This is a genomic window from Frateuria terrea (assembly GCF_900115705.1).
GTDB lineage: Bacteria > Pseudomonadota > Gammaproteobacteria > Xanthomonadales > Rhodanobacteraceae > Frateuria_A > Frateuria_A terrea.
In genome coordinates, this window is record NZ_FOXL01000009.1 from 162,240 (window position 1) to 180,812 (window position 18,573).

Annotated in this window: 19 protein-coding genes and 1 pseudogene; 13 read left to right on the forward strand and 7 right to left on the reverse strand. The window is 69.8% G+C overall.

Features of this window, described 5'->3' with window-relative positions; genetic code table 11:
* Positions 1–94: 94 nt before the first annotated feature.
* Positions 95–928: a helix-turn-helix transcriptional regulator gene (locus BMZ38_RS15825; protein WP_091339963.1), complete on the reverse strand. Its 834-nt coding sequence runs from the start codon at positions 926–928 to the stop codon at positions 95–97.
* A gap of 126 nt (positions 929–1,054) precedes the next feature.
* Between BMZ38_RS15825 and BMZ38_RS17845 the strand changes: the two genes are divergently transcribed.
* Together BMZ38_RS17845 and BMZ38_RS18095 are read left to right on the forward strand one after the other, a co-directional pair.
* On the forward strand, positions 1,055–1,210 hold the full coding sequence (locus BMZ38_RS17845) for a hypothetical protein (RefSeq protein ID WP_175483798.1): 156 nt from the start codon (positions 1,055–1,057) through the stop codon (positions 1,208–1,210).
* 254 nt (positions 1,211–1,464) lie between these two features.
* Positions 1,465–2,037: pseudogene (locus BMZ38_RS18095) on the forward strand (GGDEF domain-containing protein); the annotation flags it as partial.
* A 110-nt stretch (positions 2,038–2,147) separates the two neighbouring features.
* Here the strand turns inward: BMZ38_RS18095 and BMZ38_RS15840 are convergent.
* Positions 2,148–2,819, reverse strand: a complete 672-nt coding sequence (locus BMZ38_RS15840; protein ID WP_091339970.1) for a TetR/AcrR family transcriptional regulator — start codon at positions 2,817–2,819, stop codon at positions 2,148–2,150.
* Between the two features lie 110 nt (positions 2,820–2,929).
* On the opposite strand from BMZ38_RS15840, the gene BMZ38_RS15845 reads away from it, so the two are divergent.
* The 8 genes from BMZ38_RS15845 to BMZ38_RS15875 all read left to right on the forward strand — a co-directional run bounded on the left by BMZ38_RS15845 (position 2,930) and on the right by BMZ38_RS15875 (position 10,924).
* Positions 2,930–3,454 (forward strand): hypothetical protein, encoded by a 525-nt coding sequence (locus BMZ38_RS15845; RefSeq protein ID WP_091339972.1) that lies wholly within the window; start codon positions 2,930–2,932, stop codon positions 3,452–3,454.
* Between the two features lie 300 nt (positions 3,455–3,754).
* Complete coding sequence (locus tag BMZ38_RS15850) at positions 3,755–4,882, forward strand: DmsE family decaheme c-type cytochrome (protein WP_091339975.1); 1,128 nt, start codon at positions 3,755–3,757, stop codon at positions 4,880–4,882.
* 24 nt (positions 4,883–4,906) lie between these two features.
* Positions 4,907–7,498, forward strand: a complete 2,592-nt coding sequence (locus tag BMZ38_RS15855) for an MtrB/PioB family outer membrane beta-barrel protein (RefSeq protein ID WP_091339978.1) — start codon at positions 4,907–4,909, stop codon at positions 7,496–7,498.
* A gap of 10 nt (positions 7,499–7,508) precedes the next feature.
* Positions 7,509–8,246, forward strand: coding sequence for a c-type cytochrome (locus BMZ38_RS15860; protein ID WP_091339981.1), 738 nt, complete (start codon positions 7,509–7,511; stop codon positions 8,244–8,246).
* Between the two features lie 63 nt (positions 8,247–8,309).
* Positions 8,310–8,855, forward strand: a complete 546-nt coding sequence (locus tag BMZ38_RS15865; protein WP_091339984.1) for a peroxiredoxin — start codon at positions 8,310–8,312, stop codon at positions 8,853–8,855.
* A gap of 56 nt (positions 8,856–8,911) precedes the next feature.
* The gene (locus tag BMZ38_RS15870) at positions 8,912–9,754 is read left to right on the forward strand and encodes a helix-turn-helix domain-containing protein (RefSeq protein WP_091339986.1); all 843 of its coding nucleotides are present in this window, start codon (positions 8,912–8,914) and stop codon (positions 9,752–9,754) included.
* A gap of 82 nt (positions 9,755–9,836) precedes the next feature.
* Positions 9,837–9,992: a hypothetical protein gene (locus tag BMZ38_RS17855; RefSeq protein ID WP_175483797.1), complete on the forward strand. Its 156-nt coding sequence runs from the start codon at positions 9,837–9,839 to the stop codon at positions 9,990–9,992.
* Between the two features lie 164 nt (positions 9,993–10,156).
* On the forward strand, positions 10,157–10,924 hold the full coding sequence (locus tag BMZ38_RS15875; RefSeq protein WP_091339989.1) for an isocitrate lyase/PEP mutase family protein: 768 nt from the start codon (positions 10,157–10,159) through the stop codon (positions 10,922–10,924).
* A gap of 65 nt (positions 10,925–10,989) precedes the next feature.
* Here BMZ38_RS15875 and BMZ38_RS15880 read toward each other — a convergent pair whose 3' ends face one another.
* The 4 genes from BMZ38_RS15880 to BMZ38_RS15895 all read right to left on the reverse strand — a co-directional run bounded on the left by BMZ38_RS15880 (position 10,990) and on the right by BMZ38_RS15895 (position 15,023).
* A complete protein-coding gene (locus tag BMZ38_RS15880; protein ID WP_091339992.1) occupies positions 10,990–12,432 on the reverse strand; it encodes an FAD/NAD(P)-binding protein in 1,443 nt (480 codons plus the stop codon).
* A 391-nt stretch (positions 12,433–12,823) separates the two neighbouring features.
* Positions 12,824–13,621, reverse strand: coding sequence for a helix-turn-helix domain-containing protein (locus BMZ38_RS15885; protein WP_091339996.1), 798 nt, complete (start codon positions 13,619–13,621; stop codon positions 12,824–12,826).
* A gap of 109 nt (positions 13,622–13,730) precedes the next feature.
* Positions 13,731–14,606 carry an alpha/beta fold hydrolase gene (locus tag BMZ38_RS15890; protein WP_091339999.1) on the reverse strand — a complete coding sequence of 292 codons (876 nt, stop codon included), beginning with the start codon at positions 14,604–14,606 and terminating at the stop codon, positions 13,731–13,733.
* A 48-nt stretch (positions 14,607–14,654) separates the two neighbouring features.
* Positions 14,655–15,023 (reverse strand): nuclear transport factor 2 family protein, encoded by a 369-nt coding sequence (locus BMZ38_RS15895; RefSeq protein ID WP_091340002.1) that lies wholly within the window; start codon positions 15,021–15,023, stop codon positions 14,655–14,657.
* Between the two features lie 124 nt (positions 15,024–15,147).
* On the opposite strand from BMZ38_RS15895, the gene tsaB reads away from it, so the two are divergent.
* Positions 15,148–15,843 carry a tRNA (adenosine(37)-N6)-threonylcarbamoyltransferase complex dimerization subunit type 1 TsaB gene (tsaB, locus tag BMZ38_RS15900; protein ID WP_091340034.1) on the forward strand — a complete coding sequence of 232 codons (696 nt, stop codon included), beginning with the start codon at positions 15,148–15,150 and terminating at the stop codon, positions 15,841–15,843.
* Between the two features lie 135 nt (positions 15,844–15,978).
* On the opposite strand, the gene BMZ38_RS15905 is transcribed toward tsaB, so the two are convergent.
* Positions 15,979–16,998 (reverse strand): YeiH family protein, encoded by a 1,020-nt coding sequence (locus BMZ38_RS15905; protein WP_091340005.1) that lies wholly within the window; start codon positions 16,996–16,998, stop codon positions 15,979–15,981.
* 92 nt (positions 16,999–17,090) lie between these two features.
* Here BMZ38_RS15905 and BMZ38_RS15910 point away from each other — a divergent pair, with 92 nt between their 5' ends.
* Positions 17,091–17,966: a LysR substrate-binding domain-containing protein gene (locus tag BMZ38_RS15910; RefSeq protein ID WP_091340008.1), complete on the forward strand. Its 876-nt coding sequence runs from the start codon at positions 17,091–17,093 to the stop codon at positions 17,964–17,966.
* Positions 17,967–18,326: 360 nt separating this feature from the next.
* Positions 18,327–18,573 (forward strand): transposase family protein (locus BMZ38_RS15915; RefSeq protein WP_175484751.1); only part of this gene is annotated, 247 nt, incomplete at its 3' end.

Consider the following 18,573-nt stretch of genomic DNA (forward strand, 5'->3'; position numbering starts at 1 on the left):
TGGCCGTCGCGAGCGGACGAGGCCGCCGCCATCCCGGGCGCGGCATCCGTCTGCGGCCACACGATCATGCGGGAACGGGAACGCCGGCAGCCGGTCACGCGGCGGCGGTGCCGGGAAGACGCGGGGCCTTGCCTTCCGGCAGCAGCATCGTCGGGGCGATACCGAACATGCGCCGGCAGGTGCGGCTGAGGTGGGCCGAGTCGGCGAAGCCGGCCTGCTGTGCGGCTTCGGTCCAGGAGCCGCCGGCCAGGCCACGCACCACCGCATAGCCCACGCGCGCCCACAGCAGGTAGGCACGGAAGGAAATCCCGGTCTGCGCGACGAACAGGTGGCGGAAGCGGCTGGGTGAGAGGTGCGCGATGGCGGCCGCCTGCGCCAGGTCGAGCTCCGCGTCGGGATGCTCGCGGATGCGTTCCAGCACGGCGCCGATGCGTGGGTCGACCACGTCGCGCCCCACCGGTGCGCCTGCCAGGTGCTCGATCAAGCCGCGGGCGGCATCGACCAGCGCCCCATCGGTCCCGCGAGCTTCGAACACGGCATGCAGCGCGGCCGCGCGGCTGGCCAGGCCTTCGTCGTCGAGCAGGCTCACGTCGCGCTGGCCGTGGCGCGCGAGCAGGGCGTGGCCGGCCAGCGTCTCCGGTTCGACGAACACCATCGCCACCGTGTGGCCGCAGCCGTCGAACAGGTGCGGCCGGTCGGGCATGACGATGGCGGCCGAGGTCTCGTGCCAGGCGTCCTCGGCGGCGCCGCGGATACGGATCCGCCGCGCGGGCGCGAGCGTGATCTGGATGGCATGGTGGCTGTGCGGCTGCACCTGGCCGGTGTCGCGCCCCATCCACACGCTGCCGCCTTTCCACAGCACGACCCGGCCGACGCCGGCGACGCTGCGGCGGGGATCGCTGCCGGTGGCGGGCATGGCTCTGGTCATGGCGGGTCTCCGCGGCAGGGCAGGCGAAGGTTAGCCGTTTGGTTCAAGCGCTCGCCAGGGGTGGTCCCGACAATGGCAGCACGGATCGAGGTCCGTATCCCTGCCAACCCCATCGAGGACGTACCCATGAACCACTCCGCCAACACCTTCGCCTGCCATTGCCCCAACTGCGCGGGCACCGCCTGCACCTGCGGCTGCCAGGCTGCCCCGGCCAACCTGTCGGCCTGCGGCTGCGGTTGCGCCGCCGGACTGCCGTGCCTTTGCGGCGAGGTCCGCGGCTGATCGCAAAGGCCCCGGTCACTCAGCGGCGTGCCGTGCACGCCGCCGAGGGAATGCATGCGTGGACTACGACCGGCCCATTCCCGAGCTGGACGGTACGCCGTTGCGCCCGCCGGGCAAGCCGGCCACGCCGGGACAGGCGCCGGGGTAGCCTGCGCTGTCGGCGGAGCCTTGCCCACGCCCGAAGGCTCCAGCGCCCGGCGCGATCGCCGTGCCCGTTCGCCGACGGGCCACCCGCCCAACTTTTCGCCGGGCCAGTGCACCCTCCGGGAGTCCCGCGCGCTACGGCGGATGTTTGCGCCGGGCGGGTATGCGTATCGAACCGGGTCGTCAGCTCGGGGCCGCGCCCGCCTGAGGCATCCCGGCAGAGCCTGCTGACCGAAGCCGCGCAGGACCCGCCGACCGGCGTGCTCAACCGCCGTGGCGTGTTGGCCGCGCTGGAGACCGACCTGGCCACCCACGCGCGCGAACAGGCGCCGCTCAGCCTTTTCATGGTCGACCTGGACCGCTTCAAGGCGATCAACGACCAGTTCGGCCACAGCGCCGGCGACCGGGCACTGGTCTGGGTGGTGGCGCGGCTGCGCGAGATGCTGCGCGACGGCGACCGGCTTGGCCGCTACGGCGGAGACGAGTTCCTCGCCGTGCTTCCCCATACGGCGTTGGAACAGGCGCAGGACATCGCACGGCGCATCGAGGCCAACCTCAACGAGGCGGCTGCGCTCGAGTCGGCCCGGCCCGGTGCCAGTATCGGCATCGGTGCCGCGCCCCAACATGGCTGGGACGCCGCCTCGCCGATCGACGCGGCCGACCGCATGCTCTATGCCCGCAAGGGCCGGCGCCGGACAGACCCGGATGCGGGGCGGCGCCCCACATCCACCCACCGGCTGACGAGCCATTGCAGAGGCTGGCGATCGCCGTGCGCTCCGCTGCCGCCGCGCGCTCATCTGGTCGGTGTCCGTCGCTTCACGGCAACCGGCGAGTTTCGCTTTTCCGGCTCCGCATACAACCGTAGCAAGTCCTCGGTGGCCATCCTGGCCCGTTCATCGAGCTCCGACCGGCTGGGCGCGGCGCGGATGCGCAGCAACAGGCCCATCAGCAGGTCGCCCCAGAGCAGCGCGAGATAGCGGTTGCTCATCTGTTCCAGGTCGCCGGTACCGACCATTCCCGCTGACTGGGCCTGCGCCAGGATCCCGCGCACGGTCGTGCGGATCGCCTGGCGTGCGGCCTGCAGCGTGGCCGCGACCTCCGGCGCGCGTTGTGCCTCGGTGATCGCGAGCCGGAAGACGGCGATCACGGCCGGATCGCTGACCTCGCACAGGACCGTCGCGCCGAGCCCGGACAGTCCCGCCGCGAATTCTTCGCGGTCGCGTGCGCGCGGCAGCTCCTCCGGCACCCGCATGCGTCCGGCGCGATCGGCGATGCATGCCACCAGCATGGCCTGCTTGTTGCCGAACAACGCGTACAGCTCCCGCTTCGAGACCTGCGCATGGGTGGCGATCTTCAAGGTGCTCGCCTCGGTGTAGCCGTGCTCCATGAAGGCCTCCATCGCGGCGCGCAGAATGCGCTCGCGGGCCGGCAGCGGGCCGGGTTCGACGATCGGTTGATGCTTCATGGCAAAACTCTTGCGTTGGTACCGGTGGGTACCGTAGCATGTCGCGGTGGTACTCGGCGGTACCAACGCGGACCGCACGGTTCGCGCAGCCGACAGCAGAGGAGTCCTCCATGTCACCGGCACACACCTTTACCCTCCAGCTCGTGCTGGGCTACGTCGCCTGGTTGCTCTGCTATCGCGCGTACATCGGTCCCCGGCTGAAAGCCATGGACAGGATCTCGGCACACCGCGCCATCGCCACCTTGCACAGCTTCCGGTTTTTCGGGCTGGTCTTCGCGATGCCGGGCGTCGTCGGCCCACACCTGCCGGACAGCTTCGCGGCATGGGCCGCGCACGCCGACTTGGCTACGGGTGTGCTGGCCATGCTCGCGCTGCTCGCGTGGAGGCTGCGCGCGCTGTTCTGGCTGCTCGTGGCCGCTTTCAACCTGGTGGGGATGGCCGATTTGCTGGTGGACTATTACCACGCCATCCATGCCCACCTGCCGGACATGGCGGGGGAACTCGGCGCCGCCTACGTGATCCCGGTGATCTACGTGCCGCTGCTGATGATCACGCACGTGGCTGCGTTCCACATGCTGGTAACCCCGCCGGTGCGGCGGCCCGCGGCGCTGGCCGCGACGGGTGCTTCCCGCTGAGGAAGGTCCGGCCTCGCCGGACTCCGGTTCTACTGTGGTGTCCGGCGAGCGGTAGCGCGACCTGCGAACGCGTCCAACCTTTGCGTCGGCATGGCGCACCCACCGGTGCGGTTCGGTGCGGCCCGGCGCGTATGCGTTCGATGGCCAGGCCCGTCCGGACCCGCGCGACGCGCTTGCATGCCGTTTTCACGCCGATGGGTCTAATGGCCTCCAGCGGCGCTTGCAGGCGCCCGTGTCGGGCCCGCCAGCGGGGGCTGGGCCCGCCCTGCAGGTTCACGCCAGCTATCGGGGATGCCAGCCATGCGTGCCTTACCGGTTTCGTTTGCGGCCGTGCTATCCATCGCAGTGGGGCTTGGCGGCGTGCTCTGGTCCGCGGCCCAGGCGCAGTCGCCGCCGCAGGCGACGCCTGCGCCGGCGGCGAGCCAGCCCTCCAGCGGATTGAGCCAGGCCGACATCGCACGCATGCTGCCGGCCACCGATATGGGGGCGAGTGCCTTCCGCAAGGACGATCCGCACCTGCAACAGGTGGACGACAGCCCGGCCACTCCCTTCGACGCCGCGCCGATCCCGCATAACCCGCTGGCGCCCGACGCCGACCCGGTGGGCGCGAAGACCTGCATCGCCTGCCATTCGCTGGAGGACATGCACGCTGTCCACTCTCTGCACGTGCAGTCGTTCAACGCCGGCGCCGCCCACAGCGGACCGCAGGCAGCCTGTGAAAGCTGCCACGGCCCCGGCTCGGAGCACGCGAAGAACCCGGCGCAGGCCGGCTCGATCATTGCCTTCACCCACGGCGCCAGGACCGACGTGCACACCCAGACCGCGGTCTGCCTGGGCTGCCACGCCGGCGGCGCACGGCAGCACTGGCTCGGATCGGTGCACGAGGCGCGCGGGCTGTCCTGCAGCGACTGCCACAACCCAATGGCGCGGTTGTCGCCCGAGGGCGTGCTGGCCAAGCCCTCGATCAACGAGGTCTGCGCCAGCTGCCACAAGGACATCATGGCCAAGTTCAACCGGCGCTCGCACATGCCGCTGCCGGAAGGACAGATGGCCTGCACCGACTGCCACAACCCGCACGGCACGCTGACCCGCCCGCTGCTGAAAACCGACACGGTCAACGAAACCTGCTACGCCTGCCATGCCGAGAAGCGCGGGCCGTTCCTGTTCGAGCACGCGCCGGTGCGCGAGAGCTGCCTCAATTGCCACGACCCGCACGGCTCCAACCAGCAGACCCTGCTGGTCGCGCCGCTGCCGATGCTGTGCCAGCAGTGCCACACCATGACCCGCCACCCGAACGACCTGCAGGTGCCGACCAACCTCGGCCGCGGGCCGAATCCGGACGAGCGCCTGATGGGCCGCGCCTGCCTGACCTGCCACACCAACATCCACGGCTCGAACAACCCGTCGGGCTCGCGCTTCCACAAATAGGAACGGACGGGGGAGGAGTACGCCATGCGCACCATCCATCCAATGTCCCGCGCCATCCTCTTCGCGCTGCTGGCCGGCGCGCCGCTGGTGCATGCCAGCGACAGCAGCGACACCATGCGCGTGGGCGACATGCAGTACGGCAACGGGCTGGATCCGCGAGGCTGGTCGCCGCTCATGATGCCGAACCCCGATGGCATGTCGTGGCTGCACCCGGGCATGCTGCGCACCCCCAGCGGCGCGCTCTATCCCTACCCGTACGACCTCACCGGCAAGCCGCTGGGGCAGCGGGGCGACTGGACCTACTGGGGCCTGCTGCAGCTCGGCTACATCCACCTCGGCGGCGACCGCGACGCGGAATTCTTCCGCCAGTACACCGATTGGAAGAACGGCGCGGCGCTGGGCCTGCTCGCTTTTGGCTTCGCCAACCGCAGCACCGGCAGCTATGTCGAGTTCCGCGGCAGCCGCATCAGCGGCGATGACCAGTACTACCGCCTGCGCGCCGGCCGCTACGGGCACTACAGGGTCGAGGCGTTCTACCGCGACATGCCGCACACGGTGTCGACCAACGCCTTCCCGATCTGGAACGGCACCGGCAGCAGCAACCTCACTTTGCCCACCGGACTCACGCCCGGCGGCAGCACGATCGCCGCCGTGCAGCAGGCTTCCGCCGCTGCCCCCCGCCGCACCATCGGGCTGACCCGCACGCGCACCGGCGTGAGCCTGGAAGGAGAGCTCTATCGCGACTGGACCGGCTTCGCCTCGGTCACCAGCGAGAAGCGCGACGGCACGCGGCTGTGGGGCGGGACGATGTTCTTCAACTACCCGTTCTTCACCAATACCGGCTCTCCGTTCGGCGGCGACGGCGGCATCATGGAGACGGTCCGGCCGATCGACTTCACCACCACCGACGTCAACCTGGGGCTGCGCCGGGTCGGCAGGCTGTGGCACTTCAACGCGCTCTACACCGGCTCGTTCTTCCGCGACCACAAGAGCTACCTGGACTACCAGAACCCGTTCCTGATCCACAACGTGGTCGGCGTGCCCAACGTGGCGCCAGTGGTCAACGGCGAGTATTCGTTGGAGCCGGACAACGACTACCACAACCTGCGCCTGGAGCTGTCGCGCGAGCTCAGGTGGCGCGGCGAACTCTCGCTGGCTGCCGCCTACGGCACCATGCGCCAGGACGACGACCTGCTGCCGCCGGTCAACTGCACCGGCACGCTGGGCTTTTCCGCCGGGCCGTTGCAGCAGTTGATCCCGTGCGGCCTGTGGAACAGCTCGGCCGCACTGTCGCGTTCGACGGCCAACGCGCGCATCGACACCCAGCTCCTCGACGCGAAACTGACCTTCCATCCCGGCCGCAACTTCGGCTGGCATGCGGACCTGCGCTACTACGACGAGGACAACAGGACCCGCTACCTCGCCTATAACCCGCTCACCGGGCAGTACGGCTACATCTCCGAAAACGGCGCGCAGGGCAGCGTGGTACCGGGCGAGACCGGCATCTTCGACAACGGCTACTACGCAAGCTCCAACGTGCAGATCGCCAGCGCGCCGTTCGGCTACCGCGACACGCTGCTGGAACTGGGCGCGGACTGGAACGTCGGCCAGTCCGATTCGCTGAGCCTGGTCTACACCTTCGACCACGACCAGCCGCGCCACCGCGAACGTACGCGGCTGGACGAGCAACGCATCAAGCTCTCCTGGGTCAGCCGATCGCTCGGCGACGCGACGCTGCGCGCCAGCTTCGAATACGGCGACCGCAGCGGCGGCACGTACAACTACGACCCGTACGAGGCGTACTACTCCAAGTCGCTGCCGGGCTTCATCAACGCCGGCGGCATCCCGCCGCCCGCGTTCACCGTCGATGCCATGCGCAAGTACGACATGAGCGACCGCAAGGAAACCAAGGCGCGGGTGATCCTGCTCTATCCGCTGGGCGAGGCCAGCACGGTGTCGGCCACCTTCTACGGCAGCCGCGACCACTACGACGCGCTGGTCGGCCGGCAGGACACGCGCACGACCGGCTTCACCGGCGAGTGGGACTGGCAGCCCGAACCGAACACCAACGCCAGCGTCTACATCGGCGCCGAGACCACGCGGCTCAAGCTCGCCAACGTGGCCGACAACGAGTCTGTCGTGGGCACGGTGGGACGTGACGACCCCCGCTTCGGCGGGCCGCTCTATCCGCTGGAAAACTACTGGCACAACCTGGACCGCGAACGCGACTACAACGCCGGCATCACCTTCGCGCACGACTTCGGCCGGGTGAAGCTCGACCTGGCGTGGAACTACACCCAGTCGCTCTCGCAGCTCGGCTTCGACTTCGCCTCGCCCGGCGCGCTGACCTTTCCGGACGCCGCGCCGCTGCTCAATGGCCGCTTCCCCGACAACCACTACCGCTCGAGCACCTTCGACGCGGGCCTGAGCTTCCCGCTCACCGCCAGCATCGGCGTGCGGCTGTTCGGCCGCTACCAGAGCGGCAGCTTCCTCGACTGGCACTACCTGGGCTTCGGCGACACGCTGGTCTACGACCACCGTATCTACACCGACCGTGGTCCGCAGGTGCACTACCGCGCCACGCTGGTCGGCGCCATGCTCAGCATCAAGCTGTGAGGGCTACCGCATGAACCGCCCACTGCTCCCGCTGCTGTCCGCCGCAGTACTCGGTTGGGCCGCATCCGCCGGGCACGCCCAGGCACAGGCCAACGCAACACCGGCGGCCTCCGCGGCAGCGCCCGCCACCGCCTCGTCGGCGACTTTCCTGGACCTGCGCGGACAGCCACCGATCCAGGGCGATGCAGTCGCCGGGGCCGGCAAGGCCGCCGTATGCACGGCCTGCCACGGCCCGCAGGGCATCGCCGTCGCGCCCAACTTTCCCAACCTGGCCGGGCAATCGGCGACCTATCTGTACGTGCAGCTCGAGCAGTTCCACCATGGCCAGCGCAAGGATCCGGTCATGACCGGCCAGGCCGCGCCGCTCAGTGACACGGACATGCGCGACCTGGCCAGCCACTTTGCCTCGCTCCCGCCCAAGCCCTCCGGCCAGGCCGACGCCGGCTCGCGCGGCGCGCAGGTCTTTCTCGCCGGCGACCCGGCCCGCGGCATCCCGCCCTGCCAGGGTTGCCACGGCAGCGATGCGCTCGGCTCGCGCGCGCAGCCGACCAACGCGCCGCACCCGCCGTGGTCGACCATTCCGCGCCTGCGCGGGCAATCGGCGATCTACCTCACCAAGCGGCTGAACGACTTCCGCAGCCAGCGCATACGCCCCGGCAGCAGCAACACGCGGGTGATGGAAGGGGTGGCCGGCACGCTGGACGATGCCGACGTGCAGGCGCTGGCGGCCTATCTCTCCAGCCTTTGAGCATCCGGTGCCACGCCAGTGGCGTATAACCGGTTCGTTTTCCCCAACGCCAAGGAACAAGCCATGAAACCCTCGATCAAGTTCGCCGCGCTCGTCCTCGCCGGGTTCGCCGCATTGGCCTCGCCGGCCTTCGCCGCACTCAAGGAAGGCACGCAGGCGCCCGATTTCACCGCGCCGGCCTACCTCGCCGGCAAACCTTTCACCTTCAAGCTCGCCGACGCGCTCAAGCACGGGCCGGTGGTGGTCTACTTCTTCCCCGCCGCCCACACTTCCGGCTGCAACCTCGAAGCGCACCTGTTCTCCGTGGCCATCGACAAGTTCAAGGCGCTGCACGCCACCGTGATCGGCGTGACCGCCGGCAACACCGACCAGCTGGCGGACTTCTCCAAGGAAACCGAGCACTGCGGCGGCAAGTTCCCGGTCGCGGCGGACGCCGATGCCTCCATCGCCAAGCAATACGACGCGCTGCTGCCGATGCGGCCGGGCTGGTCGGACCGCACCTCCTACGTGATCGCGCCCTCCGGCAAGATCGTCCACGTCTACTCGAACCTCAAGCCGAACAAGCACGTGCAGGAGACGCTGGCGGCGGTGGAGGCGCTCGAGCAGTAGGGCCGCCACTGGCCGCCCAGGGGGCGCAGGGACGCGCCTTGTGCTGCAATGGCCGCATGTCGGCCACCGATCCGCAGTTCCACGTCCGCACGCTGCTCGCCACGCCGCTGATCGAAGTGCGCGACGTGGTCTGCGCGGGCAGTTGCCGGCACAAGGGCGCGGTCGAACGCGCCAGCCGCACGCAGCTGGTGTTTCCCTACCGCGGCACCTACGTCCGGCATGTCGGCAGCAACGACGCGGTGGCCGACGCCAGCCAGGTGCTGTTCTTCAACGCCGGCGAGGACTACCGCGTCAGCCATCCGAATGCAGGCGGTGACGCGAGCCTGTCGCTAGCCGTCGACGAGGCGCTGCTGCGTGAAGTGGCGCCGGCTGCGCTGCTGCTTTCCGGCGAGCCGCTGCGCTTCGGCCAGGCGCGCCTGCGCATCGATCCGCGCGCGCAGGTGCTGGTGGCATTGCTGCGCCATTCCCTGCACGAAGGCATTGCCGAACCGCTGGAAGGCGAGAGCCTGGCGCTTACCCTGGTGCATCGCGCACTGGCCCCCCGCACCACGCACGCGGCCGCGTCCAGCCAGGCCCGCCAGCGACTGGTGGACCGCGCCAAGCTGGTGCTGGCGCGCGACCTGGCCCGGCGCTGGACGCTCGCGGAGGTGGCGGCCGAGGTCGGCATATCGGCGGTCTATCTCACGCAGAGTTTCCGCCAGGTCGAAGGCGTACCGCTGTACCGCTACCAGTTGCGTTTGCGGCTGGCGCGCGCGCTGGACCTGCTCAGGGACTACCACGACCTGGCCGCGCTCGGCGTGGACCTGGGCTTTTCCAGCCACAGCCACTTCACCGCGGCGTTCCAGAAGATGTATGGCCGCACGCCCAGCGAATTCCGGCAGATGGCGCTGCAACGCTGATCGCTAAAGTTTTCGACAGCGGCCGGGCCTGGCGCGGGGTCTACTCTCTCCACCCGATGCCCGGGTCGACTGGAGAAACGACATGAACGAGCGAACCTGTGCTGCCTGCGACTGCGAACTGGACGAGAACGCCATCCAGGTGCGCATCGGCGGGCAGGCCGTGGAAGTGTGCTGCGACGACTGCGCCGTGAAGCTGAAAGAGGCGCACGCGTCCGCGATGAACGCGAAGCGCGGCTGAGCCGCTGGGCCAGGTTCGCCTGCCTGCGCGAGCCTGGCCATCGCCGACTGTTCCTCTGGACAGGGGAATGGACCCCGCTGGCGATCGGCCAGCCAGCGAAACATCCCGCCCGGAGGCATACGCATCCCCTGGCTCCCACCCCCCCGCACCACCTGGAGACCGCAGTGAGCACGCAAAACGACAAGGCCCGTCTATTCCATTGCCTGCATGTGCCCGGCCAGCCGCTGGTGCTGTTCAACGCCTGGGACGCCGGCAGCGCCCGCGCCGTCGCCGAGGCCGGTGCCCAGGCGATCGCCACTGGCAGCTGGTCGGTGGCGGCCGCCAATGGTTTCGCCGATGGCGAGCATCTGCCGTTCGCCTTTGCACTGGACAACCTGCGCCGCATCGTCGCCGCGGTGGCCCAGCCGGTGACGATCGATCTGGAAAGCGGTTACGGCGATGCCCCCGCCCTGGTGTCGGCCACCGTCGCGGCCGCGCTGAAGGGCGGCGCGGTCGGCTGCAACCTGGAAGACAGCTTTCCCACCGACGGCCGCCTGCGCGACATGCGCGACCAGACCGCGCGACTCGCTGCAGCACGCCAGGCGGCGGAGGACGCGGGCGTGGGGATGTTCATCAATGCGCGCACGGACGTGTTCTTCCAGAAGCCGGCCGACGTCCACGACATGGCGATGGTGGATGCGGCGCTGGAGCGCGCGCATGCCTATGCCGATGCCGGCGCGAGCGGCCTGTTCGTGCCTGGCGTGGTCAACGAGCCGCTGATCGCGCGCCTGGCCGAAGCCTCCCCGCTGCCGCTGAACATCATGGTCATGCCCGGCGTCCCCGGCCGTGCGCGCCTGGCTGAACTGGGCGTGGCGCGGATCAGCCATGGCCCCGGTCCATATCGCGGTGCCATGCAATGGCTGGCCGAGGCGGCCAGGGCCGCGATGGCCTGATCGCCGAGCGGGCCGGCTCGGTCGACCAGACCGTAATCCACGGTGCGCAGGGACGCACTCCGCGGTCACGCGGAAGGCGCAAGCCCAGCCGCCGGCTCGCGCAGCTTCCCGGCCGAAGCCCCGCCGGCATGCGAGACCCCCACGCTATCGGCCGCGGCCAGGCGTCGCGCCAGTTGCTGCGCGGCCACGCGGATCTCGGCCATGGCACTGCACTCCCACAGGTTGCCGCGCAGCAGTGCGCCGATCGCGTACAGCCCGACCTGCAACTCGCCGCGGGCGTTGATCAGCTGGCCATCCGGATGCGCGGCCACGCCCAGCTGCAGCGGATCGGGCATGGCCAGCCCGTCGCGCAGCAGGCGCGAGAGCAGCGGGTGCTCGGTGAACGCGACGGCGGTATCGAGCCCGGTGGCCTGGATCACCAGGTCCGCGGACAAGGTGTCCAGCTGCTGGGTGGCGCGATGGCGCAAGCTCACCCGCAGCGGACCGTGCCCATCGACGCCGAGTACGCGCGCCGCATGCAGCCGCAGCCGGCCTTGCTCCCGCATCGCGGTGAGCGCTTCGGCGGAGGCGGGCGCGACGCGGTGGCGCGCCGACTCCCACAGCCAGCGCAGGTGGCGCAGGAACTGCCGCCGCTGGCGCGCGTCCAGCCGGCGCCACAGCCGCGCGTTGATCGGCCGCATGCCGTCGACCAGGCTGCGCCGGTCGGCCTGCGGCGCAGCGGCGATCGCACGACGCACGTGCCGGAGCATCGCCAGCAGGTTGTCGCTGGCAAGCAGCGTTGTATTGAGCGCCGATTGCCCGGCATACGGGGGCAGCGGCAGCAGGCCATGCTCGAAGGGGAGTTGCCCGTGGCGCGAGACCGCCACCAGCTCGGCCTGCGGCCAGCGCGCGCCGGCGGACAGCAGGGTGTCGACCGCGGTCAGCCCGGTACCGATCACCAGCACCCGGCGTGGCGCGGTTTCGCGGCGGTTGACGTGCCAGGGATCGAGCACATAGGCGCCGCCCTGCAACGCCTCACGGGACACCGTCTTCAGCGGCCGCGGCGACAATGCGCCCAGCGCCAGTACCACTGCGTCGGCCTTGATCAGCAGCCCGCCGGCGAGGCGCACGGCGTAGCCGCCATCGCACAGCGGCTCGACCTGCACCGCGTCGTCGCCATGGATCTGGAAGTGGCGTCCCTGCAGCAGGGCCTGGTCGGCGCAGGCACGCACCTGCGCTTCGACGAAATCGCCGAACAGGTCGCGCGGCAGGAAATCGTCGGCGCCTGCGCCGTCCACGCGTTGTGCGGCGAATTGCAGGAATTCGCCCTCGCTGCCGGCGAACAGGCTCATGGCCTGTGCGCGCACGTTGAGCAGGTGCCGCCCGCTGCCGCTGGCGTAGGCCACGCCACGGCCGGCGACGGCGCGGTCGCCAGTGATCCAGTGCACGCGCGCGCTGCCGCGGCGCAGCAGTTCGCCGAAGAGCGAGGCGCCTGCGGCACCGCCGCCAATGATTGCGATATCAGCCATGGGCTCTCCTGTCGCGGACGACCCTGCATCGGCCCGCCGTGGGGCAGGCCGATGCAGGAGTGGGAAGGGTGATGAGTGCGCGCGACCTGGCGGTCACGCGCGGCGCGTTGGGCGCTCCACGGATGCCGTACGTGGCCGGCGGCCAAGGAACTGCGCGCGGGCCGCGGCGGCGCCTGCCGGTGCGTGGACTACGGTGCGAGTCGTCGTCTGCATGAGGCACACCTGAACCGGTTCGTTGGACACACTCGAACACAGCGTTCGTTAAGGAACGGCTAGGCGCCCGCAAGGATCGGGTTGGCCACGTCCACCACGAATCGTAGACAAGCGACGCGCCAGGCGCCGCGCCCACCGTCCCCGCTGTGCCGTTGCGGCCGGGGAAGGTTCCAGGGTGTCACCCGGCCGATGCCCGCAGCCGCTCCGCCGTTTCCCCATCCGCCGGCACGAACGCCTCCAGCGCCAACTCCGCCAGCGTGATGTCCACCGGCGTACCGAACACGGTGGTGGTGCTGAGCATGGAGAGCACCCGGCCATCGACTTCCAGCTGCAGCGGAACGGCGATGGACGAGGTGACGTGGGTATCGGGCGCACCCGCGGGCGCGGGCAGGGCCTGCAGTTCACGCAGCAGGCCGATCAGCTGCGGGTCCTGGCTCGCGTCGATCTGCTGGCGCAGGCGGTGCAACAGGTGCGCGCGCCATTGGACGAGATTGCGGATGCGCGGGGCGAGCCCGGCCGGATGCAGGCTCAGGCGCAACACGTTGACCGGCGACGCGAGCAGCTCCGGTGCGACGCCGCCGAGCAGGCGCAGCGTCGCCTGGTTGCTGGCGACCAGGTGCCAGTAGCGGTCGACTGCGAGCGCGGGATAGGGCTCCAGGCCCTTGAGCAGGAGGTCGACGGCCTGTCGTGCGGTGGCGAGGGCCGGGTCGTCCAGTGCGCGTTCGCGGAAGACTGGCGCGAAGCCGGCGGCGACCAGCAAGGCGTTGCGTTCGCGCAGCGGCACATCCAGGTATTGGGCCAGGTGCAGGATCATGTCGCGGCTCGGCTGCGAGCGGCCCGATTCGACAAAGCTCAGGTGGCGCGTGGAGATGTCCGCGCCGCAGGCCAGCTCGAGCTGGCTCAGGCGGCGGTGGCGGCGCCATTCGCGCAGCAGGTCGCCGACGGGGCGGTGGGTTTCGTTCGGTTGGGCGTTCATGGCAGGGAATGATGCCAAACGGTTGCCGGCCTGAAAGAGGCCGATACCTCTCCGTTCGTCCCGGGCGCTGGCCGCAGGCCAAAGCCGAAGGACTCGCTGCGGGATGCCGTTATGCGGTGCCTTCGACTCGGCTTTGCTCCGCCCTGGGCGAACGGGCTGAAACATCGGCCGTGGCTGGTTTGCGCAGGAACGCGTGGATGTCCTCCACCAGCCGGTCGAAATGCGTGTGGTAGAGGCCATGTGGCGCCCCGGCATACTCGATATAGCGGCTGTGCGGCACCAGCGTGGCGATCGCGCGGCCCTGCTGTACCGGCTCGCTGGCGTCGCGGTTGCCGTGGATCACCAGCAGCGGCACCTCGATCGCGCGCAGCTCCGCACGCTGGTCGGCGCGCTTGGCGCGGAAGCAGTCGACCAGCGCCTGCAGCGAGGCATCGCGGATGATGTCGATGGTGTGCTGCACGTATTCCGGTGTGGTGCCGGTCTCGGCCGGCAGGAAGAAGCCGTCGGCGTTGTCGGCCAGCCAGCGGGGCAGGTCGCGGCGGATGGCCGCGAGCACCGCCTCGGTGGTGGGCTCGTCCATGCTCCAGGATGCGCGGCTGCCCTCGGCATAGCTGGGCGCGACCGGCGCCAGGAAGACCAGGCGGCCCACTCGTGCGCTGCCGTGGCGGGCGAGGCAGCGGGTGCATTCGCCGCTGGCCATGGAATGGGCGACCAGCGTCGCCCCGCGCAGGTCGAGATGGTCGAGCAGCTCGGCGACGTCGTCTGCAAGCCGGTCGAGGTCGTAGCCGCGGCCGGGATCGTCCGAGCGGCCGTGGCCGCGGCGGTCCAGCGCGATGCAGCGGTAGCCGCGCGCGTTGAAGTGCAGCATGTGCCTGTCCCAGGCGCGCGAATCCAGCGCCCAGGAAGCGAGGAAGACGATCGGCTGGCCGCGGCCCCAGTCGCGATAGAAGAGGTTCGTGCCGTCGGTGGTGGTGAAGTGGCTCATGGGTGGCTCCGGGGATCGGATTGATCTGTCAGGCAGGTCGTCGATGGCTCAGGCGGCCATCGGCACCTTGTCCAGAAAGCCATGCACGCGGCGGATGCGGCCCTCGTCCAGTTCCGCCACGTCGAAACCGATCACCCGTGGTTCGGCCGTGCCGGGTGCCGAAAGATGCCACTGGAAACGCGCCAGCCCGTGGTGCGCATCCACCTCGCCAGCCAGGCTGAAACGGTGGCCGGGGAACATGTCCTGCACCGCGGCGATGGTGGCGTCGATGCCCTCCCAGCCGTGCGCCTGGACCATCGGATCGGTGTAGGTGGCGTGTTCGGCATAGACGTCCTCGATCAGCGCGCGGCGGCGCAGCGGGTCGGCTTCGTTCCAGCTGCGGATGTAGTTGGCGATCAGCTCGTGGGTGGCATGCATGGCGGTGCTCCGTGGTGGGTGTGGGCACAGCTTGGCCCCGCCGCCGCGGCGCGGCGATTACCTGGCAGGTAATGGGATGCGCGATGCGGGCCGGTTCGCCTGCGGCGTGCGAGAATTCCGGACCATGAACCTGCTCGCCATCGAAACCTCCACCGAAGCCTGTTCCATCGCTCTCGTGCATGGCCAGCAAGTGTTCGCACGCAGCGAGCTGGCGCCGCGGCGGCACGCCGAGCTGGCGCTGCCGATGGCCGACGCGCTGCTGGCCGAAGCGGGGCTGGGCCGGCATGCGCTGGACGCGATCGCCGTCGGCCGCGGCCCTGGCGCGTTCACGGGCGTGCGGCTGGGCGTGGCGCTGGCGCAGGGCATGGCGCTGGCGCTGGATCGTCCGGTGGTGCCGGTGTCCTCGCTCGCCGCGCTGGCGCTGGAGGCGCTGGAGGACGAGGCGGCGATCCTCGCCGTGATCGATGCACGCATGGGCGAGATCTATGCCGCCTGCTATCGGCGCGACGGCAACGGCGGGCTGGTGGTGCTGGATGACGAACGCGTCTGCAGGCCCGATGCGCTGGTATTGCCCGAGGCCGACGTCTGGAACGTGGTCGGCAGCGGTTGGGCCAGCTACGCCGACGTGCTGCGCGGCCATCTCACCGGCGGATTGAGGCAGGCCGATGGCGACCGCTATCCGCAGGCCCGCCATGTGGCCGAACTGGCGGTGCGCGAGTACCAGGCCGGCCGCGCCGTTGCGCCGGAGCAGGCCCTGCCGGTGTACCTGCGCGACAAGGTGGCGTTGACGCTGGCGGAACAGGGGCGCGCAACGCCTTAGCTGGGTGGGCCCTTCGGCTTCGGCCCTGCGGGCTTGCGCTCCGGACGGACGGTTACGCGGAACCGTCGTTACCCGCAAAACTGCGCTCGCCCCGGAACGCAGGGCAGCGAAGTCGAAGGGCTTCGGCAGGCCGCCTCAAAGCTGCCCGATCGCCAGCTGCACCAGCAGGCTGCTCACTGCCACCGCGACCCACACGCCGAACCCCAGCAGGATCGGCCGCGGACCGCTGGAGATCATCCTGCGCAGGTTGGCCGACAGTCCGATCGCGGTGAGCGCGACGATGATCAGGAATTTCGCCAATGCGTGGATCAGCGGCTGCACGGCCAGCGGCACCAGTCCCGCCGTGCGCACTCCCGAGGCAACCAGGAACCACAGGATGAACCACGGGAAGATGCGCCCGAGGCTGAAGTCGGCCGCACCCTTCTTCTTTTCGCGCACCGCCACCATCACCGCCAGCGTGATGCACACCGGGATGATCAGCGTGGCGCGGGTGAGCTTGACGATGGTCGCGTAGTCGCCCGCCGCATGGCTGTAGCTGTAGCCGGCGGCGACCACCGAGGAGGTGTCGTTGATCGCCGTGCCGGCCCATAGGCCGAAGCCCAGGTCGGACAGGTGCATCAGGTGCCCGAGCAGTGGAAACAACAGCACCGCCACCACGTTGAACAGGAAGATGGTGGAGATCGCGAAGGCGGTGTCGTGCTCGTCCGGCCTGATGATCGGCGTTACCGCTGCGATCGCCGAGCCGCCGCAGATCGCGGTGCCCACGCCGATCAGCACCTTGAGCTGGTCGTGCACGCCGAGCAGGCGTCCCAGCCCCCAGGCCGCAAGGAACGCCGAGCTCATGGTGACCAGCGTGACCGACAGCGATTCGAGGCCCGTCTTCGCCACCTGGTCGAGGCTGAGTCCGAAACCCAGCGCGACGATCGACCACTGCAGAACCTGCTTGCCGGCGAACTGGATGCCGGGAGTGAAGCGCGCGCCCGGCGAGGCGGTGTTGCGCACAAGGATGCCGAGCACGATGCCGATCACCGGTCCGCCGATCAGTGGCGCCAGCTTGCCGAGCCACAGCGCGAGCGTTGCGATGGCCAGCGCCAGGCCAAGGCCGGGCAGGCGTGCGGTGAGGGTGGGGGCAGGGCTGGCGGGAACGGCGTTCATCGGTGATCCGGGCGATGGCATGTGGCCATTGTCGGTGTCACGATGAATCAAGAAAACTTTGCATAGTTGATCGATAGGATAAGCTGAGCTGAATGCTCAACATCACGCCCCGCCAGCTGGACGTGTTCGTACAGACCGCGCTGCACGGCAGCCTGCGCGCTGCCGCCGTACGCGTGCACCTGACCCAGCCGGCCGCCAGCATGGCGCTGGCCGAACTGGAGCGTCAGCTCGGCGCGCTGCTGTTCGACCGCGAGCGTGGTCGCCTGCATCTGAACGCACGGGGGCGCGAGCTGTTGCCGCGCGCGCAGGAACTGCTCGAGCGCCACGCCGAACTGGCCAGGTTCGGCCAGGGCGACGTGCAGGCGCTCGCGGGCGAGCTTCGCATTGGAGCGAGCAACACGGTGGGCAACTACCTGGTGGGCGAGCTGCTGGGCAGCTTCGTGCGCGCGCAGCCGCAGGTGGCGATCCGCCTGCGCGTGGCGAACACCGACACGATCGCTTCGATGCTGCTCGATCACGCGCTGGACGTCGGCTGCGTGGAGGGTCCGGTCGCGCATCCGCAACTGGAGCTCAAGCCGTGGCGCGATGACCGGCTTCGCGTATGCGCAGCGCCGGGCCATCCGCTGGCGCGCAAGCGCTCGCTCAAGCCGGCCGATTTCGCCGGCGCACGCTGGGTGCTGCGCGAACCGGGCTCGGCCACGCGCGCCACCACCGAGCGCGTGCTGGCACAGTTGCCGCCGGGCGAGACCGTGCTGGAGCTGGATCAGGTCGAGTCGATCAAGCAGGCCGTTGCCGCCGGCCTCGGCATCGCCTGCCTGCCCGAAGTGGCGCTGGTCGATGCGCTGGCAACCGGGCGACTGGTGGCGCTGAGGACGCCATTCCTCGACCTCAAGCGCATGCTGTCGCTGCTGCTGCACCGGCAGAAATACCGTGGCGCCCTGCTCGAGGCCTTCCTGGGCACGGTCTAGCGGGATGCCAGGCGCGAGCTTTCGCGCGCAGGAGGGTGACTCGCCTGCCGAGTCACGCCGACGCGGTTCCCTCCCCCCTCCGGCAGAGGGTGCCCGAAGGGCGGGTGAGGGTTCGCGCGGAGCGCGCCGTACGGCCATACCGAACCCCCGCCCGGGATGGTCTCACCAGACTTCACGAGAACCGTTCGTGCTGAGCGTAGGCACAGCCGAAGTCGAAGCACCTGCCGCAGCACCGGGCGCCAGGGGTAGTCGACACCCCCGCATTCCTGGCAAAAAAAACGGTTCTTCGCAGGTTTCCGTGGAGCGTTTTCCCTAGCATCGATAACTTAGACCTTTCGAGAGAGGTCTAAGGGACGTTCCATGCTGGATCGGAAGACGATCGAGGCGCTGGGTGGCTGGAAGGGATACCGGGTGGAGCGGGTCGTGTGGCCGGAGGGCGAGAGCCGCACGGTGATGATCCACCTGAAGCCGTCCGCCAAAACGATGCATTGCGCGCATTGCGGCAACCGATGCCGGCAGGTCCATGAGACGACCGTTCGCCGGGTGCGTGACCTTCCGCTGTTTGCGCTTCGGGTCGTGCTCGTGGTGCCGCGCCGACGGGTATGGT